At 27.8% G+C, this 16,830-nt stretch carries 16 protein-coding genes; 3 read left to right on the top strand and 13 right to left on the bottom strand.

Annotated features, from left to right (window positions below):
- Positions 1–31: 31 nt before the first annotated feature.
- Both ABVS04_RS11750 and ABVS04_RS11745 read left to right on the top strand, forming a co-directional pair.
- Complete coding sequence (locus ABVS04_RS11750; protein ID WP_368030921.1) at positions 32–415, top strand: thioredoxin family protein; 384 nt, start codon at positions 32–34, stop codon at positions 413–415.
- Between the two features lie 8 nt (positions 416–423).
- Positions 424–1,017: a pentapeptide repeat-containing protein gene (locus ABVS04_RS11745; RefSeq protein ID WP_368030920.1), complete on the top strand. Its 594-nt coding sequence runs from the start codon at positions 424–426 to the stop codon at positions 1,015–1,017.
- Positions 1,018–1,038: 21 nt separating this feature from the next.
- On the opposite strand, the gene ABVS04_RS11740 is transcribed toward ABVS04_RS11745, so the two are convergent.
- The 3 genes from ABVS04_RS11740 to hypF all read right to left on the bottom strand — a co-directional run bounded on the left by ABVS04_RS11740 (position 1,039) and on the right by hypF (position 4,425).
- Positions 1,039–1,392 carry a cupin domain-containing protein gene (locus ABVS04_RS11740; protein ID WP_368030919.1) on the bottom strand — a complete coding sequence of 118 codons (354 nt, stop codon included), beginning with the start codon at positions 1,390–1,392 and terminating at the stop codon, positions 1,039–1,041.
- A gap of 54 nt (positions 1,393–1,446) precedes the next feature.
- A complete protein-coding gene (locus tag ABVS04_RS11735; RefSeq protein WP_368030918.1) occupies positions 1,447–1,863 on the bottom strand; it encodes a hypothetical protein in 417 nt (138 codons plus the stop codon).
- Positions 1,864–2,181: 318 nt separating this feature from the next.
- Positions 2,182–4,425 carry a carbamoyltransferase HypF gene (gene hypF, locus ABVS04_RS11730; protein WP_368030917.1) on the bottom strand — a complete coding sequence of 748 codons (2,244 nt, stop codon included), beginning with the start codon at positions 4,423–4,425 and terminating at the stop codon, positions 2,182–2,184.
- A 162-nt stretch (positions 4,426–4,587) separates the two neighbouring features.
- On the opposite strand from hypF, the gene ABVS04_RS11725 reads away from it, so the two are divergent.
- A complete protein-coding gene (locus ABVS04_RS11725) occupies positions 4,588–5,475 on the top strand; it encodes an AraC family transcriptional regulator (RefSeq protein ID WP_368030916.1) in 888 nt (295 codons plus the stop codon).
- Here ABVS04_RS11725 and ABVS04_RS11720 read toward each other — a convergent pair.
- From ABVS04_RS11720 to ABVS04_RS11675, 10 genes are all read right to left on the bottom strand, one after another.
- A complete protein-coding gene (locus ABVS04_RS11720) occupies positions 5,450–7,366 on the bottom strand; it encodes a TIGR00341 family protein (RefSeq protein ID WP_368030915.1) in 1,917 nt (638 codons plus the stop codon). The two genes, ABVS04_RS11725 and ABVS04_RS11720, sit on opposite strands and share 26 nt — an antisense overlap.
- Positions 7,367–7,434: 68 nt before the next feature.
- The gene (locus tag ABVS04_RS11715) at positions 7,435–8,985 is read right to left on the bottom strand and encodes a hypothetical protein (RefSeq protein ID WP_368030914.1); all 1,551 of its coding nucleotides are present in this window, start codon (positions 8,983–8,985) and stop codon (positions 7,435–7,437) included.
- Complete coding sequence (locus ABVS04_RS11710; RefSeq protein ID WP_368030913.1) at positions 8,951–9,544, bottom strand: hydrogenase maturation protease; 594 nt, start codon at positions 9,542–9,544, stop codon at positions 8,951–8,953. The genes ABVS04_RS11715 and ABVS04_RS11710 overlap by 35 nt, the downstream gene beginning before the upstream one ends.
- A 36-nt stretch (positions 9,545–9,580) precedes the next feature.
- The gene (locus ABVS04_RS11705; RefSeq protein ID WP_368031010.1) at positions 9,581–10,294 is read right to left on the bottom strand and encodes a cytochrome b/b6 domain-containing protein; all 714 of its coding nucleotides are present in this window, start codon (positions 10,292–10,294) and stop codon (positions 9,581–9,583) included.
- 1 nt (position 10,295) lies between these two features.
- The gene (locus tag ABVS04_RS11700; protein ID WP_368030912.1) at positions 10,296–12,038 is read right to left on the bottom strand and encodes a nickel-dependent hydrogenase large subunit; all 1,743 of its coding nucleotides are present in this window, start codon (positions 12,036–12,038) and stop codon (positions 10,296–10,298) included.
- Entirely contained in the window at positions 12,038–13,273 is a 1,236-nt protein-coding gene (locus ABVS04_RS11695) for a hydrogenase small subunit (protein ID WP_368030911.1), read from the bottom strand. The genes ABVS04_RS11700 and ABVS04_RS11695 overlap by 1 nt, the downstream gene beginning before the upstream one ends.
- Positions 13,274–13,548: 275 nt before the next feature.
- Entirely contained in the window at positions 13,549–14,904 is a 1,356-nt protein-coding gene (locus ABVS04_RS11690; RefSeq protein ID WP_368030910.1) for a nickel-dependent hydrogenase large subunit, read from the bottom strand.
- Position 14,905: 1 nt separating this feature from the next.
- A complete protein-coding gene (locus ABVS04_RS11685) occupies positions 14,906–15,799 on the bottom strand; it encodes a Ni/Fe hydrogenase (RefSeq protein ID WP_368030909.1) in 894 nt (297 codons plus the stop codon).
- Positions 15,789–16,346, bottom strand: a complete 558-nt coding sequence (locus ABVS04_RS11680; protein WP_368031009.1) for a TetR/AcrR family transcriptional regulator — start codon at positions 16,344–16,346, stop codon at positions 15,789–15,791. Before ABVS04_RS11680 ends, ABVS04_RS11685 begins: the two co-directional genes overlap by 11 nt.
- A 103-nt stretch (positions 16,347–16,449) precedes the next feature.
- On the bottom strand, positions 16,450–16,830 hold a 381-nt coding region (locus ABVS04_RS11675; protein WP_368030908.1), incomplete at its 5' end, for a pyruvate kinase alpha/beta domain-containing protein.

Here is a 16,830-nt window from a genome sequence, read left to right as displayed (position 1 = left end):
ATATAATTAAAGAAAAAAATTAGGAGTCACCATGAAAAAACTTATATTACTTTGTCTATTTGCAATTTCAGTTTTTGCAAGCTCTATAAATTTTGAAAAAGATTTAGACAGTGCTAAGAAAAAGGCTATAACTGAAAACAAGAAACTTATGATTATGTACTCATCACCTACTTGTCCTGAGTGTAATTATATGAAGAAAAAAGTTTTTAAAGATGAGCAAATCATCTCTTATGTAAATGAAAACTTTGTTTCAGTTATAATGGATATTCACGAAGATGAGAAAATTTTACCTTATAAATTCATAGGTATTCCTACCTTTTATTTTGCAAATGCTTCAAATATGGAATTAGTTGGTAAAAAAATAGGTGGAACAAGAGAAGCTGATTTTTTAGAAATAGTTAAAAGCATAAAATAGGATAAGCCATGAAAACAATATTAATATCATTAGCCTTATTATCATCACTTTATTCATATGACACAGCTCATTTAAAAAAGTTTTTAGATACAAAAGATTGCCAACAATGCGATTTAACGGGGGCTGATTTAAGTAAAAGAGATTTAAGTGGTGCTAATTTAAGTGGAAGTGATTTAACAGGAGTAAATTTCGAAAATAGTAGTCTTGTAAAAACAAATCTTTGGGGTGTAAATCTAAAAGATGCAAATATGAATAATACAAATGCAAGAGCTGCCAACTTTACAGGTGCAGAACTAATAAGCATCAAATGTAATAATACAACCTTCAAAGGTGCTAACTTTTCAAATGCAAGTTTTGGAGATGTATCATGTAAAGATTTATCAATTTGGTCAGCAAATTTCCTAGAAACCACTTTTGAAAATGTAGATTTTACAAATGCAGGTGCTGCTTATGCTGTTTTTAATGATGTTGATATGACAGATTTAAATCTAACAGGTGCAATTTTATGGAACGCAAAAGTAACAAATAGTACTTTGAAAAAGCAAGACTGCGAACATCTTAAAAGTGAAGAAGCAATTACTCAAAATAATGAGTGTAAATAACACCCATTATTTTAAAGAAGATTAAATCATTGTGATTTTGTCTTCTTTAGTAGTAATCATACATAAAAATTCATACTCACTACCATAACAAGCCGCGTAATTATGTTCAATCCCTGCTGGAATATAAATAAAATCTCCAGCTTTAGCATGATACTCTTCATCACCAACAACAACCTTTGCTTCACCTTTTAAAACATATTGTTGATGTTGTATTTCATTTATATGATTTGGCATAGAACCATCAACTGCAAGTGTAACTTTTCTTACAATAAAGTCTTTATCCTCTTTTGGAGTTAATACAGCAATTGAAGCATTTACAGTTTTTGGAATACAGTTTGATTCATAAACATTTGAGTTATTACAATATTTATTCATATTTATCCTTTTTTATGTAATTATAACTCTTTTTAAATAATCTATATTAGTTTTTTAAAATACAAAAGCAATATCTACAATACTAATATTATAAATATTTATTTTAACACCATCACTATCAACAACATTATATGAAATAATTAATTCATTTGGATTTTCTATGGTTTGATTCTCTTCAACAAATTTTACATATTTATCATAATCAATAATACTATAAATAAATTTTGCTTTTTCTCTAAATTTTTCATTATTAATATATCTTACATAAACTTCTTTATATGTTTCAGGGTCATATTTATCATAAAAATTCTTCTTATACATTAGCTCACAATAAGCAGCTTTTTTAAAATTTATTGAAGAATATTCTAAATAATCATCAGCGATAATTGACTCTAAATTTTCATGTATTTCAAATAAATTATACTTTTTATATCCATCTTCATTTGATATTTCTGCTGTTGTTCTAATCATTTTTATTCCTAAATTTTTGTTTTATTGTAGCATATTTTTTGTTATAGACACATAATAAATTTTTAATATGTATAATATATTATATTAATAAAACTATTACATTATGTATAGTTTTTTGATGTATTAAGACATGAGTTTGATACATATTTTTTATAGTATTTTTGAAAAAAATTATTTTTTTTCATATACCTTAAATATTGCCATTTATTAATATTATCATTACATTTTATATATTATTTATAGATTTATTAATATTTATATTTTGTATAATATAAATATTTTATATAAAGTAGATATTTCTAGCTTTATTAGGATTTATTAGATTTGATGATAAATTTGGCCAATACTAAGACCTCCATCATTAGCTGGGATATCTATATTAAAATAAAACTCCCTGCCCTGCTTTTCAAATTTGTCAATTAAAATTTCTAATAAAATTCTATTTTGAAAAACTCCTCCACTAATTACTAAAGGAAGATTTTTATAAGTGGTTGATAAATCTTCTATGATTTTAACTATTGTATTTATAAACTTTGAACAGTTTGATTTTTTATTATTATCTAATATTATTTCTTTTATCATCAAAGATAAATCTATTTGATTATCTAATATTTCATAAGAGTAATTATCTTTTATTGAAGTATCATAATATTGTTCTATTTGTAAGCCTGTCTCACCTTCGTAGCTTTGTGTTTGTAAAATATCAGCAAATGATGCAATTGCATCAAATAAACGTCCTACTGAGCTTGTAAGTGGGGCATTTAATGCATTTTGCCACATTGTATGAAACATTTTTATTTCATTTATTTGAAAAGCTTTTACACAAGGATTATTCATATCTAAGATTTCATCTAATGAAAAGTTCTCAAATAATAAACTCAAAGCGACTCTTTTTGGCTCTTTTACAGCCATCTCCCCACCAAGAAGCCTAAAATACTTAATATGATTTACCCTTTCATATGTACTCTTATTTGCTATAAAAACCTCACCACCCCAAATATTCCCATCATCTCCGTATCCTGTACCATCAAATGCTATTCCTAAAACTTCTTTTTCAAGTTTATACTCAGCCATAACAGAAAGAATATGAGCATAATGATGCTGCACTTGAATAAGTTCTATTTTGGGATTAATACTTTTAAGTTTAAGTGCAAATTTTGTGGACTCATAATTTGGATGTTTATCACAAACAATAATATCAGGTTCAAAGTCATAAAAATTTTTAAAAGTATTAATTGTTCTTTCAAAATATTCAACAGATTCAATGGAGTTTAAATCACCAATATGAGGAGATAAAATTAAGTTATTTTCAAAGGCTAAACTAATAGTTGATTTTTGATTTGCACCCATTGATAAAATCTTTTTTTCTACTTTATTTTCTAATTTTATAGAAGTAGGAGCATATCCTCTTGCATTTCGTAACTTTATATTATTATTTTTAACAACTTGTATAACTGAATCGTCACAAGCATTTACAATATCTCTATTAAAATCAAGTATAAAGTCAACAATATGTCCTAGTTTAGTAAAAGCTTCATCTTTATCTTTAATTATTGGTTCATCTTTTAGATTAGCACTTGTAGCTATAATTGGGCCATCTAAATACCTAAAAAGCAAATGATGCAAAGGTGTATAAGCTATAAAGCATCCTATATGATTTACATTTGGTGCAATTTTACTTGATAAAGAACTCTTTCCTTTCTTTCTTAATAATACAATTGGTTTTTCTTTTGATGATAAAATTTCATCTTCTTTTAAAGTAGAATTTGTATATTCTTTAACTGTCTTTAAGTCTTTAAACATAACGGCATAAGGCTTTGTTGGTCTATTTTTATTAATCCTTAATTGATTTACACTATTTTCATTTAAAGCATCACAAATCAAGTGAAAACCACCCATTCCTTTTATGGCTATAATAAAGCCTTTCTTTATTAAAAGAACTGTTTCTTTAATTGCTTCATTATTGTATTTTATAATATTCCTATTAGTACTATACAAAGTTAAATTAGGACCGCATTTTTCGCAAGAAATTGGTTGAGCATGATATCTTCTATTTGTTGGATCTTTATACTCTTTTTTACAATCTTCACACATTTCAAAACTTGCCATTGATGTATTTATTCTATCATATGGAACTGTATTAATTATAGAATATCTAGGGCCACAATTTATACAATTTGTTAAACTATAGTTATATCTAAAGTTATCCATATCATTGATATCATTAATACAATCATCACAAATAGACATATCAGGAGATATTATTGTTGATTTATTATTGGAGTTTAAACTCTCCACTATTTCAAAGCTTTTATACTCTTTTTGATTTGTTATTTCTTCTATTTTTATATTATGTATACTTGCCAGTTTAGGAGGATTTTCTTGAAGTTCTTTTATAAATTTTTGTGCTTCTTCTTCTTTACAAGTAAGAAGAATGTTAACTCCCCTATCATCATTATTAACCCAACCTTTTATATTATATTTTATTGCTAGATTATAAACAAAAGGACGAAATCCAACACCTTGAACTATACCTGTAACTTGAATAAGAAATGACTTCATATAACTCCAAAAAAATTTATAGTTTTATTATAAAAGATTCTTCCTTTACTAAAGATATTTGATAAAATCTATTAAAAGTTAATATTTGTAGAAATCAACATAGATTATAATTATTCTAACACACATTTTATTATAATGTATAAAAAACAATTTGGAAAAAATATGAACGATAAAATATTAGAAGAAATCAATAAACTTGTAAAAGAAAATAGCTTGATAAAAACAAATATAACAGAAGTAAACCTATATAAAACTACAACTTTTTTACCAAGAACTCCTTTGACTTATGACTTTTGTTTGGTATTTGTACTACAGGGTAAAAAGATAGGTTATATTTCAAATAAAAGATTTGAATATGACTGTAAAAACTATCTAGTAGTACCAGCAACGCTCCCCTTTGAATGTGAAACATATGCATCTAAAGAAGAACCTTATACTTGTATTTTAATAAATATTAACAAAGATATTATGTATGAAGTCATCTCTTTTATTTCAAATGAAAAGTCAAAAAACTGTAAATCAGTACAAACAGCAGTTTTTCAAGATAAAGTTACTCAAGATTTAGAAAACTCAATTTATAGATTAGTAAAAATACTTCAATCAAAAGAAGAATCGGCTATTTTAGGTAATTCAATTTTAAGAGAAATTTTTTATAGAATTGCAATTGGTGAAAATGCGCACTTTTTACATAAAATGTTTTTAGAAAACAAAATGGAATCAAAAATAACAAGAACATTAAAAATCATACATAATAAATACAATGAACATCTTGATATTCCAACACTAGCAAAAGAAGAAAATATGAGTGTATCGTCATTTCATTCACATTTTAAAAAGGTTACAACTCTTAGTCCTTTACAATATATTAAAAAAATACGACTTAATAAAGCAAAAGATTTATTAACAAGAAACAATTTACAAGTAAATGAAACAGCTTATGCGATAGGTTATGAAAGTTCTTCACAGTTTTCTAAAGATTTTAAGAGTTATTATGGATATCCGCCAAAAGAAGCAAAAGCCTCTTTTAATTTATCACTATCACAGGGATAATTTTTAATACTAATTCTTTATCAACTGATTGCTGTAGCTTTTCTTTGATTATATTATAATCACTTAATACAAGAGGTTTTGAAGATATTACTTCTAGGTTTACAAAAATTTTATTTTCTTTATTTTGTACAGTTTTTATATTTAACTCTATTTTGTCACTATTTAAAGAGATTGATTTAAAGTTATTTAATTTATTGAAGTAATCATATCTTTGAACTACATCCATAAAAGATAGAAATAGTGGTATCGTAATAAGTGCCATCAAAATAAAAGTATAAAAGATACCTTTTTTAGCTTTTTTAACAGGTGCAAAACCTAAAACTATAAAGGTTAAAGCAGCACTTAGTGTAATACCTACTAAGTTTGTTACAAACAATAAAAATGAACCATAAATTACATCGATATTTCCAAGACCTAGTCCAATTCCTGTTACACTTAAAGGTGGTACTAAGGCAACGGCAATTGCAACACCTGCTAGTGATTTAGCAACCTCTTCTTTTGAGTTTGCGTAAGCTCCTGCTATTCCTGAAAAAACAGCTACCATTAAGTCAAGTAAGTTGGGATTTAATCGTCCTTGCATCTCTGAAGTTATTTGCTCTAGTGGAATAAAAAGAGTATATACACAAGAGAACAATAAAGCCATAAAAATACCAATAATCAAGGTTCTAATACTTTGAACTAATAAAAACTTATCTGCTCTTATAACACCCATTGATAAAGAGATAATAGGAGCCATTAAAGGAGCTAATATCATAGCACCTATAATAACAGGTGCTGAATTTGCAAAAAGTCCTGTAGTAGCTAATAGCGTACTTAAAATCATTAAAGTTAAATAGGTATAAGAAAATTTTGCACTATCTTTCAGATTTGTTAATAAATCTTTAAAATCATCATCTGTAGCCTTTTTAAATAAAGGCAGTTTCCCTCCAATTAAAATAGAACTTAATTCAGCTTTTGGAAGGGTATTTAATTTTATAACATCTTTTTCTTCAACACTATTATCATCATTTTTTACTATTTCTAATAATACTCTTCCTAAATGTATATTCATACAATCTTGTAATACTTCAAGCTCTATACATTTGGACTGATACACATCTTTGTGATCTATTTTAAAATCCAACATTCTTTCTGAAGAAATAGCTAGCTTTGAAGTTTTAATAAAACCTAAACTTTTTGGCAATTCAATTAAAGAAATTCTTTGATAAAAAAAGATTGATAATAAGTACCAAATATAAGAAAATAGTGAAGTTGGTGCTAAAACATAGGCATTTAGTTTTCCATCATGAATTGATAACTCATCTCTTATTGCTGAGTCTTTATTCATAATTGTTGAGTGTTCAAGTATTGTTATACCTGAAGCTGCTGTTTGAATTGAGTGCTCTTTTGATGTTGTTAGGGTATAACTTTGAAATGTAATATTTTTTAAATTAGCAAAAAATATTTTGATTTTATCAAATCTATTATTTTGATTATAATCAAGTCTATTCATACCATGCATATCACCAATCACTATTCGGTTAAAAGCAATTTTATCATTACATTTTAATAGGTCTATTTTACTTAAAAGCTCACCATTAAAAGCATCTTCTACTGCTTCTTTTATATCCTTTGAAATACCATAATTTCTCATGGCATTTGGACATTTTACATTTGGTAAAATTGCAACACTTATTTTTTTATTTAGATGATTTTCAAAAAAAGTTTTTATTTCATCATCAGCTAAATATAAAAGAAATAGTATTTCAAAACTATTTAAAGATTCATCAAATATTTCATTTGTTGAAAAAACAGATATTTCACTATTATATTTCTCTTTTACACTATTAAATATTTCACTTAAAATTTTTTCATCTTCTTCTTGAGTAATAAAATAAACTTTGTTGTACACTTTTGCTAATCCTAGTTTTAATTAAGAGTATTTATACTCTTTGATTTAGCATTATAGTATAAGATATTTTAATAATCTAATGGATACTCTTTAGGAAGAATAATATTATATGTTTTACTAAGATTTTTATTTGTTTTTGAAAAAAGTATCGTGTTTGCAATCATATTTCCACATAAAACAACATCTTTTGCTTTTATTTCTTTTGCTATTTCATTTACATAATTACAAATAAACTCACTCAAACTTTCGTAAAATGAATAAATCAAAGTAACATTATCTACATCAGCCATTTTATAAGCCATGATTGACTGAACTATTCTTCTATAATCTAAATAATTAACTTCATCAATATTCACAAGTTTCATATCTATTTGAATTCCACTAGAAAGATTTGTGCTCAAAGCCATATCTTCAAACTCTTTTGAACTATTTATTCCTAAAACTTTTGCACACATATTTATAATGGATTCGAAACCATTAGTATTGATAGGAACATCATCTTTTAGGACATTTGGAAATTTTTTACTATAATTTGTAATTAATCTAGCACAATGTTCATCAATATCAGCTATTTCATCAAAGCAATTTTTTATGCTATTGTGAATATTTGGAATTACAATAATTTGTTTTAATCCCTTTGTTGGAATATTTATAGAAATATTACTATTTGAACTATTTTGTGAAAAATAAACCCCAATTGAAGGAATTAATCTTTTTGAAACTTGTGCTAAAATTGCTTTATAAACACCACCATTATCATCAAAATACTCTTTTGAAGAATTATATTTTTTATTTGCAATGAAATCGTATTTTGGAAATAAGCCCTTATCTCCATGAATTATTAGATTTTGTTCTTTTATATAAGTGATTTTTAATCCATCTTGATAGACCTCATCATTTACATATAAAAGATAATTTATTCCATTTTGTTTTAAAGCTTGAGCAAATAATACTGTTTCTTTATCATCTGGAATTTTTGCATAAATAAAGTTTGATGAAGAAAACTCTTTATCTGCATTTTTTAATATTTTAAATTTCAACTTCACTAAAGGTCGTTCTATTGAGCATAAAAGTTGGAAATCTTTAATATTTATATCAAAAATTTCTTCTATTTTACTAATATCTGTGATTAAAAGTTTAACTTCATAATCTTTTTCTTCAAACTCTTCTCTTATTTTTTTATTTGGTAAAAAGTAATCTTTTAAACCATTATGTGTTTCAAATCTTGATACTTCGCCTTTTGTAATTTTTACAATATCATTTAAAAAATCAATATGATTTTCTTCTATTATCTCTTTTATAGCAGCATTTGTAAGAAGAGACAGGTTTTGTTTTATTTCAAAATCTTCTAACTCTTCTAAATTTTCATCATATTCTTCAACAACATAAGATTTTCCAATAAAAATTGAAACTGGAAGTTTTCTTTCTAACAATGCAAAAAAACTCTCAATTGCATCTGCTTCCTCTTCTAATATTATTAGAATAAATCCTTTATACTGTTTACATCTAGCATTTACTTTAGATTCTTTTATTAAGTCTTCAATTATATATTTGAAATATAAATTTGTTGTATTAAACTCTATTTTATAAATTAATTGCATGGGTAAAATCTTCTTCATTTGGAATTCTATTTAAGTGTTCGCCATTGTAGCTACCTATCATACTTTTTACAATATCAGAAATCAAGATATCCCTAACTTTTATAGCTTTTATACCTAGGCTTTCTATCTCTTTAATACCATTTAAAATAAACTCTTCAAATCTATTTTCCATAGCTTTTGTAAGCCCAATTTCTACACTAATTATATCTTCAGGAATTATTCCAATAATAGTAACATTTGCATGGGAATCTAAAACAGATACTATTTCTAACATCTCTACAATTTCTACTTCATGGGCTGTTTTTCTATAGTTTCCAAGTCCTAATAAGACTTCAGAAGGAAGTCTATATATCTCACCTACGCTATCCTCAATTGACACAGTATCTAAAATAATAACATTGTCATACTCTTGAAAATATGTCATTAGTTTAAACCCTAATGTTCCACCATCAATTATCTCTAAACTTTCATCATCAAATTTGTAATTTTGTTTAATATACTCAGCCGCATAAATACCAATACCTTCATCTTTGAAAAGCATATTTCCAACACCAATTACAATATTTCTTTTTTTCATAATTATTCCTAAATAAAGGGGCTTAACACCCCTTTTTTATAATTTATTTTTTTCTTCTTTTTTATCTTCATCTCTTACAAATTTATGCCCAGAAAATACAATACCAATATCACCTTCTCTCCAGAATATTGTTCTCCAAATTTGATAATAAATATGAGACATAACCCACATTAAGATTAGATACATAGCAGTATGATGAGCAATTCGAACACCCATATTTCCACCAAATACTGTAAGTGTCCAATCAGTAGCAAGATGAAGCATTGCAGGCCACCAAGTTCCAATTGAACTCTCACCTGAAGCTAATCCATGTACATATAATTGAAGCCCAGTTAAAAGCATAAATACTAATAATATATGAAAAAATGTAAAAAACACAATATTATAAGAATCACTATGTGTTGAATCAAATTTTTTTCTTCTATTAAATGTAATTAAATTAAAGAATACTTCCCAAAACTCTATAAAATTTTGTTTTGTTGGTAAAATCTTTTTATATGGTTTATCAAAATTTGAAAACAAATATAAATAACCAATTAATATAGCTGTTACATCAAAAATAATAGCAGCTATAAAATGTCCCCATCTATTCCAAGCCATTACATACTTATCCACAGCAGGATCAGCTATAAAAGTTTGATAATAAGGATGACCAATATATAAACCGGTTGCAACAGCTACTACCATACAAAGCGCATTCATCCAATGAATCGTTCGCATGGTTGCCGTCATTCGCTCAACCCTTTTCATTTTAGGCACGGCTTGTTCCTCCAATTGGATCTACTTTATAAACACCTAACTCTTTGCCGTTGACATCAATAATATGAACAGCGCAAGCAATGCATGGATCAAAACTATGAACAGTTCTTAATATTTCAAGTGGTTGGTCAGGATTTGCTACTTTTGTACCAATTAATGATGATTCATAAGCACCCATTCTTCCTTTGTAGTCCCTTGGAGCTGCATTCCAAGTTGATGGAACAACCGCTTGATAATTTGCAACTTTTCCATCTTTGATTTTAATCCAATGCCCTAATCCACCCCTTGGAGCCTCAGCCATACCAAACCCTTGAGTATCTTTTGAAACCGTATCAAAATTAAATTCAGTCCATGTAGATAAATCTCCATGAGCCACATTTGAAGCCAATTCATCAACCCAATCCATCATAACATCAGCCATTAATTCAGTTTCAATAGCCCTTGCAGCGGTTCTTCCAACTGTTGAAAATAATACTTTTATAGGTAAATTACCATTTTTTAAAAATGTTGTTACATATTTAGTAATTCGTTCATCACCTTTGGCAACTCCAACTATCATACGAGCTAGTGGTCCCACTTCCATTCTTTCATCATCATAAAGTGGGGATTTAATCCAAGAGTATTTATTTTGTGTATCTAAATATGCAATATTGTCTTCTTTTTTACCAAAACCTGTATAGTTTGGATTTGTAACTCCATCATAAGGATGTAAGTTAGTGTTTCCTTCATACCAAGCATGAGTTACATCTTCTGTAATTTTACTTTGATCAACTTCAAAAACTTTTGTTAGATCTCTATTTTTTACAATTCCAGATGGGAATAATTTAGAAGCCTCATAAAAAGGTGTATCATCAAGTCTAAAATCTCCATAAGACATATAGTTTCCTATACCTCCACCTATTCCTTCAAGTGCTTCATCAGCATACATAGTTCCTGCCATATAAACATCAGGTAAATAGGCTTGTTTTGTAAACTTTTGCCCTCTTTTTAAAATTTGTTTAAATTCTGCAATTCTTGCTGGATTTTTAATATCTTGAACACAAGTTACACCTCCAACCACAAATGATTGTGGATGTGGATTTTTCCCACCAAAAATAGCCATCATTTTTGCTAAATCCCTTTGCAATTCTAGGGCATCTAAATAGTGTGAAAGTCCTATTAGGTTTTGCTCAGGTGTAAGTTTAAAACCTTTTGAACCCCAATAAGCATTTCCAAAGATTCCAAGTCTTCCTTGTTTTACATATCTTGTAACTCTACTTTGAACTTCAGCATAAACATCTTCATTTGCATTCCAAGGTCTTTGACCTGAAAGTGCCGCCCATTTTTGAGCCTCAAGAACTGTAGCTTTTGGATCTGCTTCCAAAGCTTTTGTTATATCAACCCAATCAAGTGCATGCAAATGATAAAAATGAACAATATGATCATGTAAATATAACGCACCTTGAATAAGATTTCTTACTAATCTTGCATTTTTTGGAATTGTGATATTAAAAGCATGTTCAACTGCTTCAATTGATCTTTGATAGTGAGTCCCTGTACAAACACCACAAATTCTCATTGCTAATAAACCACAATCTCTTGGGTCTCTTCCTTTTAAAATAGTTTCAATACCTCTAAACATAGTTGAAGAAGAGAATGCATCTACTACAACATTGTTTTCATCTATGATTGCTTCAATTCTAAGATGTCCTTCGATTCTTGTAATTGGATCAATTACTAAATGTTTTTTTGCCATTATTTTTCTTCTCCTTCATTTGATTTTTTACCAGCAACTGCAGATGCAACAGCATGAACTCCAATACCAACAGCCGTAGCAGTTAATAATCCTAAACCAAACTCATCAACTGTTTTTTCAACTCCACCTGTTGGTGCTTTGATTTTTGCATTTGCCATTGGTCTTTCATATGCATATTTATCCCAAAAATCAGGCTCGCTACATCCAATACAACCTCGACCTACACCAATTGGCCAGTTTGTTCCCTCGTTATATCGAACAATTGAGCAATTATTAAAAGTCATAGGACCTTTACATCCAACTTTATATAAACAGAAGTTATTTTTAGCTCCCTCATCACCCCACTCTTCAACAAATTCACCTGCATCAAAGTGTGCTCTTCTTTCACAATTATCATGAATTCTATATCCAAATGCAAATTTTGGTCTTAAAAGCGAATCAAGTTCTGGAATTTGACCTGTTAATACATAGTGTAAAATAACACCTACCATATTTGCAGGATTTGCAGGACAAGCAGGAATATTTACAATAGGTTTTCCTTTTACTAAATCCATAACACCAACTGCACCTGTTGGATTAGGAGCAGCTGCTGGGATTCCTCCAAAAGTAGCACAAGTACCAACTGCTACAACAGCTGCTGCATCTTTTGCCATTCTAATTAAATGATCATGGAATGTTTCACCCATGGCTCCAATTGTTCCATATTGACCATTCATAGCCATAGGAATTGCACCCTCTACAAATAAAAGGTATTTACCTTTAAAGTGATGAACAGCCTCTTCAAGTTGCTTATCAGCATCATGACCAGCAGCAGCTTGTAGAGTTTCATGAAATTCCAATGATAATACATCAAAAAGTAAATCATCAACAGTTGGAGCAGAGCTTCTTAAAAGTGCTTCAGAATTTCCAGCACAATCTTGTAACTCTATCCAAATAACAGGAACTCTGTTCATAAGTTCTGTAGCTTCTGCAACAAGTGGAGCAAACATAGGAGGTAACATAAGTGTGGCTGTTGTTGCACTAACCCACTTTAGAAAATCCCTTCTGTTTACTCCTTCACTCTCAATTATATCCATCATATCAATATCTTTAAGAGGCTCTTGAGCTCTTAAAGTTGATAATCTTTGTTTGGCTTGAAGAAATAAATTATTATAAAAAGCTTCCCCTTTATTTGTTTCAACCCGTCCTGATTTTTGTGTAAAAACTTTTTTTACCATATCTGCTGAATTAATCATAAGACATACTCTCCTTCGTATAAAATGAATGTTCATTTATCTAAAAGTAAAGTAACAGTATAAAACTTATAATCATCTTAAGCTAAAATCAAGGAAAATAGCATCAAAATAGCAATATTACAAGCTTTTTATTACTGTAAAATTATGATGTTCGAGTATATGGATATTTTATGAATAAGTATTCATTTATTTAAAACAAATAGTATAATTTTTCATTTTTAGAATTTCACAAAATTATTTTTATACTTGTTACAATAGTATACATTTTTGTAAGCTCAATGGGTAGTACAAACAGAACAAACATCAAAACTTCTAAGCACAATTCTAGCTATTTCTATTGATGGAGCTCCAATAATTGCTTTTTGAGCTATTCCTTTTTGAGTTTTATTTTCAGGACCTAAATTCCAAACCGTTGGAGTAATAACATCATATTTAGATATTTTTCCTTTTTCAATATAAATCTCATGAAATAAAGAACCTCTGCAAGCTTCAATTACAGATGAGCCTCTAGCATTTTCAATATCTTTTAGAGAAATTATTGGTTTGATAAATGATTCTTCACTAATATCCACTTTTTTTATTAACTCTTTTGTATTTTCTAATAAAAAAGCCAATTCATCCATTCTGGCCATTATTCTTGTAAAAGATGAGTCTTTATAGCTTTTATGAATATTTTTTATAAACTTCCTATTTGACATCATAGCACGGGATAAAGGACCTGTTTCAAAAAATTTATTATCATAGGATACTGATTTTGACCATGTTGTTTTTTGCTTATTTAGCTTATCATTTTCAAATAAAAAAGTATGTTCATCACTCTCTTTTATTTTTGATAAATCCAATCTATGTGCAATTCTTTGTCTCATTTTTCCACTTTCAAATAAAAAAGAAGAACCCAAAGTAATAAATCTATCATAAGACTTTCCATACTCTTCTAGGGAATATTTAAAAGATAAATCTTTAAAATATTTTAAATCACCTTTCAAATATTCTAAATCATTTACACTATCAAAAGACAAATATTTATCAAAAGGAACTCCAGAGATTGATTGTTCAAAAAATCTAATAGCCCCATATATATAATTTTGCATTGAACTTAACTCAAGTAAAGTAGGATCACTTACAACTCCACCTGGCATCATATATGAAGTATGTGGCCATTGACCACCAATAACCGCTAATGCTTTTATAGTTTCACTTGCATTCTTACAAGCTTCCAACCAACGTAAACCTTTTAAAGGAGTATAAATTCCCAAATCATTTGTATCAAGTTTGACAATATCAGGAAGAATAAACATATAAAACCATTTTATATGAGAATCTATTATTTCAATATTTAAACCTATTTCTCGTAATAGTTTTGCTTTATTTGTAACTTGCAAAGGTTCATTTATATTTTGATAAATATTTTCTAAGGCATCAACAGTAGCTTTAAGATGTGCTTGACCACAAATTCCGCAAATTCTTGGAGTATAAACTAAAGCATCTAAAGGAGATTTTCCCTCTAAAATATATTCAAAACCTCTAAAATTTAAAAAATCTATTCTAGCATCACTTACTATATTATTTTTCCAAATACAAGATAATTTTGCTTCCCCCTCTATTCGCTCAACTATTTCAACGGTTTTCATATTAATCCATTAGTTTTTTATTTAATCTATCTATTTTAAAGGTTTTTGCAATTCCAGCAAGAGATAAATAAGCTCGCTTTGAAATACCAATAGGAACATCTTGTGGAATTCCAATATTTTTTTTTGTTTCTAACATATTTTCTCGTGGGAAATCACTTTGAGTACATCCAATACATGGCATTCCTACTCTAGTTTTTGAAGAAATATCATTCCATAAAATTTTATTACAAGAGCTATGAGTCATTGGACCACGACATCCTTGATCATAAAATAAACAACCCTCTTTTCGTCCAAATTCACCTTCAACTTTCCACTCAAAATACTCATTTCTAGTACAACCATGGTGAGCTAAAGAACTATATAGTTCTTTTGGTCTTTTTTCTTCATCTAAATTCATTTTTCCATAATCTCTTAATGAAAAAAGTGTTTGAAGTATCCATTCAGGATGAACAGGACAACCTGTAAGATTTATAATACTATGCTCAAGTTTATTTATAGTTTCTTTATCAATAGAATCACTTATTCCTTTGATATCATTATTTTGAGTAAATTTTGCATGTATCCCACCATTTGAAGCACAAGAACCAACAGCAATTATATATTTTGATTTAGATGAAAGTTTATTTAATAAATTAAAAGTTGAATCATTTGAGATAGAAAAGAAATTTTTATTTGAAGTAATAGCCCCTTCAATAAGTAAAAAGTCTATTTGTTCACTTTGAATTAAAATATCATTCAAAGTTTTTTCAATAGTTAAACTTGGATGATAAATAAGATTAAAGCTATCAAAAAATAACTCTAATCTTGAAGAATTTGCACTTAATAAGGAATGGGTATTTCCATTACATGTAATTGCACTAAACCATACAACAGTTGGTTTTTGTTTACTCTTCATACTTTAATGCTCGATATATATTATCAGCAACAGCATCACTATATGATAATAAATCCTTATCAAGTACTTTTTCTCCACTTAAAAAAGCAAAACCACCTAGGCAGCCCATTATCATAGAAAAAGCTGGGAAGAACTCTTGTTCTCTAAACTCTTTTTTAGAAGCTCCATCATCTAGTAAAATCATAATTTCTGTTACAAACTCTCCTACACATAAAAAGCCTTCACAACCTTGTTTGAACACTTCTCTATTTGATAAATATACTCTTAAAAAGTATTCAATTACTTCTGGTGAATTTTGTACATTTTCTAAATATCTTCTTACAAATGTATAAATTTTCTCTTTTGAAGAGATATTCAATTGATTAATTTCTTTTAATTCTTCAGCTAATATATTTGTTGAATATTTTATTGCAAATTTTGCAAGTTCTTCTTTCGAAGAGAAATAATTATACATATTTCCAACACTCATACTCATAGCTTTTGCTATATCAGGAATTGTTGTGTTATAAAAACCTTTTTGAGAAAATAGCTTTAAAGAATTTTCTATAATCGAATTTTTTTTAGTTTCTTTTGTATTAGAAATAGTTTATCCTTCGTTGTATTATTTTTTATTATTATAATAATACAACTTTGTTTAAAATAAGCTACTATTAATCTAAATTATTATTCCCATAGTTTAAATAATAATTAATTTCACTAGGTGTTAAAATTTTAATAGTATTAGTGCTTCCTTGTAATCCAACTGGATATCCAACAGTTGCCACATAAGATTGGTTTTTATCTAATAAACCTTTTTTATCTAAAGTTTGTAACATAGTTTGAAACATTTTTGAAGCTTGATCCTCTTTTATAGTTCCAATTGCTTCAATTCCCCAAATTGCTGTTAATGAATTTAATACTTTTTCTTCATGAGTAAATGCATAAATTGGAGTCTTTGGTCTATATCTTGACATTTTTAAAGCTGATTTTCCAGAACTTGTAAGTGCTAAAATACCATTTGCTTTTAAATCATCTGCTAATTTTGTAACAGT

The organism is Arcobacter sp. s6 (genome assembly GCF_040884245.1).
Classification (GTDB): domain Bacteria; phylum Campylobacterota; class Campylobacteria; order Campylobacterales; family Arcobacteraceae; genus Aliarcobacter.
Note: the sequence above shows the minus strand (reverse complement) of the source record. Positions and strands in the feature narration are given on the sequence as shown.

Bases quoted from the DNA above. Each gene is read 5' to 3' on its own strand.
- ABVS04_RS11750 (WP_368030921.1), top strand. From the start codon at position 32: ATGAAAAAACTTATATTACTTTGTCTATTTGCAATTTCAGTTTTTGCA.
- ABVS04_RS11745 (WP_368030920.1), top strand. From the start codon at position 424: ATGAAAACAATATTAATATCATTAGCCTTATTATCATCACTTTATTCA.
- ABVS04_RS11740 (WP_368030919.1), bottom strand. From the start codon at position 1,392: ATGAATAAATATTGTAATAACTCAAATGTTTATGAATCAAACTGTATT.
- ABVS04_RS11735 (WP_368030918.1), bottom strand. From the start codon at position 1,863: ATGATTAGAACAACAGCAGAAATATCAAATGAAGATGGATATAAAAAG.
- hypF (WP_368030917.1), bottom strand. From the start codon at position 4,425: ATGAAGTCATTTCTTATTCAAGTTACAGGTATAGTTCAAGGTGTTGGA.
- ABVS04_RS11725 (WP_368030916.1), top strand. From the start codon at position 4,588: ATGAACGATAAAATATTAGAAGAAATCAATAAACTTGTAAAAGAAAAT.
- ABVS04_RS11715 (WP_368030914.1), bottom strand. From the start codon at position 8,985: ATGAAGAAGATTTTACCCATGCAATTAATTTATAAAATAGAGTTTAAT.
- ABVS04_RS11710 (WP_368030913.1), bottom strand. From the start codon at position 9,544: ATGAAAAAAAGAAATATTGTAATTGGTGTTGGAAATATGCTTTTCAAA.
- ABVS04_RS11705 (WP_368031010.1), bottom strand. From the start codon at position 10,294: ATGAAAAGGGTTGAGCGAATGACGGCAACCATGCGAACGATTCATTGG.
- ABVS04_RS11700 (WP_368030912.1), bottom strand. From the start codon at position 12,038: ATGGCAAAAAAACATTTAGTAATTGATCCAATTACAAGAATCGAAGGA.
- ABVS04_RS11695 (WP_368030911.1), bottom strand. From the start codon at position 13,273: ATGATTAATTCAGCAGATATGGTAAAAAAAGTTTTTACACAAAAATCA.
- ABVS04_RS11690 (WP_368030910.1), bottom strand. From the start codon at position 14,904: ATGAAAACCGTTGAAATAGTTGAGCGAATAGAGGGGGAAGCAAAATTA.
- ABVS04_RS11685 (WP_368030909.1), bottom strand. From the start codon at position 15,799: ATGAAGAGTAAACAAAAACCAACTGTTGTATGGTTTAGTGCAATTACA.